This is a genomic window from Mycobacterium sp. (genome assembly GCF_052144515.1).
Classification (GTDB): domain Bacteria; phylum Actinomycetota; class Actinomycetes; order Mycobacteriales; family Mycobacteriaceae; genus Mycobacterium.
In genome coordinates this window covers 1-2715 of sequence record NZ_JBKQQD010000214.1, presented here as the reverse complement: position 1 = coordinate 2715, position 2715 = coordinate 1, and the positions used below count along the sequence as shown (strand labels likewise).

2 protein-coding genes are annotated in these 2715 nt (G+C 63.4%); one reads left to right on the top strand and one right to left on the bottom strand.

What is annotated here, in order from left to right:
* Positions 1 to 458 precede the first annotated feature (458 nt).
* Positions 459 to 1733, top strand: a complete 1275-nt coding sequence (locus ACLP9N_RS15100; RefSeq protein ID WP_442408181.1) for a glycosyltransferase — start codon at positions 459 to 461, stop codon at positions 1731 to 1733.
* 73 nt (positions 1734 to 1806) lie between these two features.
* Here the strand turns inward: ACLP9N_RS15100 and ACLP9N_RS15095 are convergent.
* Positions 1807 to 2715 (bottom strand): glycosyltransferase (locus ACLP9N_RS15095; protein WP_442408180.1); only part of this gene is annotated, 909 nt, incomplete at its 5' end.

Here is a 2715-nt window from a genome sequence, read left to right as displayed (position 1 = left end):
ACCTCGCCGACGACCTGCGCGGCCAGCCCCGCGGCCGCGCGCCGCGGTGCGGCTAATCGACGAGGACCTCGCAGACCCGGCCGCGGCTACCAGAAGCGTCGGCCCAGCCCAGAAACTATGCCGATCCTTGGGCACTATTGAAAGTCGAACCATCCGGTGATGCTTGGTCTTTCATATCGCGCCGCCCGAGGATCGGCATAGTTCCACGGTCGGGACAGGTCGACCCATGCCGACATCGGCGTGGGTCGATGAAACAGGCTTCGCGGCCCTCGACCACACCAACCCCCAGTTACTATTCTGGCTGGTCGCCGCCTAGGAACGCCGCTGCAGCCGAAACCAACGGCGAACGATCAGCCGAGGGCCGATGGCGAATGCCAGCCGAGAGTCGAAGACCAGACATAATGACCGATAGCTATGCCATCGTCGACGCGCACGACAAGCGAAAGGCTGGGTCCGCGGTGAAATTTGTCCTGTCAAGCTATGGAACTCGCGGCGATGTCGAGCCCTGCGTCGCCGTCGGCCGTGAACTGCTGCGCAGAGGGCACGAAGTGTGCGTGGCCGTCCCGCGCGACCTGGTTGGCTTCGTCGAGTCGGCTGGGCTTGCGACGGTCGCTTACAGGCTGGATGCGCAGACAGGAATTGAGAAGCACGTCCACTTGTGGAGGTACTTTTATTTCTCCCGCAACCTCTGGAGGATCCGGGATCTGACCAGGTTGTGGCGCGAACTTGGGGAGATCGGTAACCAGTCCTGGGCGGAGACGAGCACGACGCTGATGTCGCTGGCGGACGGGGCCGACCTGCTACTCACCGGCGTGAATTTCGAGCAGCCCGCTGCCAAGGTCGCGGAGTATTACGACATTCCGTTGGCCGTGCTGCATTACTCCCCGATACGGGCCAATGGCCAGATCGTTCCGTTCCTGCCGTCGCCGCTGATCCGCTCCGCAATGACGGTGAACCAGTGGCTGGTTTGGCGGCTGACGAAGAACCACGAGGACGCGCAGCGCCGTGAACTCGGCCTGCCGAAGACAAAAGCCCCCTATCCGCGACGGATGGCCGAACGCGGATCGCTCGAGATCCAGGCCTACGACGAGGTGTGCTTCCCCGGGCTGGCAGCCGAGTGGGCGAAATGGGACGGCCAACGGCCCTTTGTTGGCGCGCTGACGATGGAGTTGCCGACGGATGCCGATGAGGAGGTCTTGTCGTGGATTGCTGCGGGAACACCGCCGATTTTCTTCGGCTTTGGCAGCATGCCAGTCGAATCCCCGGCCGACACGCTCGCGATGATCAGCGCGGCCTGCGCGCAGTTGGGCGAGCGGGCGTTGGTTTGCTCCGCTGGGAGTGACTTCAGCCACGTCCCACATTTCGACCACGTCAAGGTGGTGGGTGCGGTGAATTATGCGGAGATCTTTCCGTCCTGCCGCGCGGTCGTTCACCACGGTGCCATCGGCACCACGTCCGCAGGCCTGCGCGCCGGACTCCCCACGCTGATCCTCTGGACGATACGCGATCAGGCGATCTTGGGAGCTCAGGTCAAACGACTGAAGGTGGGCGCCTCCCGGCGCTTGTCGACCGCTACCGAGAAATCGCTGGTCGCGGACCTCCGCGCCATCCTCGCCCCGCAATACGTCGCCCGGGCCCGCGAGTTCGCCACCCGGATGACCAAACCCGCCGAAAGCGTTGCCAACGCCGCTGATCTTGTGGAAAATCTCGCCCGCTTGCGGCGTGTTGGCTAGTCGGCGGAGGCGGGCCGTTGAGGTCAGATGCAACAGTCCCTCTTTGGCGGTAAATCCATCTCAGGCATGCGCTTCAACACAGGCCGAGAATGGCGGCGAGTTGATCGCCGTAACGGTGGTCGCGTTGGAAGCGCTGCGCGGTTTCCATCGCACGAGAAGCGAGGCTGCGCCGCAGATCCTCATCCGATTCGAGTGCCATCAGGTTGGCTGCGAGTGCGTTCGCGTCGCCGGCGGAGCTTAGCAGTCCGTTGACTCCCGGATCGATGATCTCCGGGGTGCCACCCGCGTTCGTCCCGCACACCGGCAGTCCGGCTCTCATCGCCTCCACGGTAACGAGGCCGAACGCCTCGCATTGGCTGCACATGAGGCCGACATGGGCGGCGGACCAGTAGGGTCCGAGGTCGCGGGTAGGTCCGTGAATGCTCACCAGGTCCTCGACGCCCAGGCGTCGAGCAAGCTTGCGAACTGGTTTCTGGTTGCCACCACCGATTAGTGCCAACTCGATGTCGACCCCGGCCTTCCGGGAAATAGCAACAGCCTCGACTGCAAGGTGTTGTCCCTTGGATTCAGCGAACCTACCGGCAAGCACAGCTCGCATGGGCTCGCCCGGGTGCCGCTCTGGCGGCGTGCCGAGCGGGGTGTCGACGATCGGGTATACCTGGAACGTCCTCATCTTTGGATCGTGCGCGAGCATGGCCTTCTCAACTGCCTGTGAAAGGCAGATCACCGACTCCGACAGCTGGCTGATCAGGCGGATGCTCCTGTGATAGCCCAACAGGAACCGAAGCTGATGGTCGTCTGTTCCGAACTCGTGGACCATCCAGTAGTGCGGGATGCCGAGCAGTTTGGCAGCGATGGCGTGCGCGGGAATGAGCATCGTGTTGCTGATCACCATCGTCGGACGCAGTCGAACAAGCAGCAACACTGCTTGCAAAATGCCTAGAAGGAGAAGCGCGCCGCGGGGAAGCGCGCCGATGAGCGC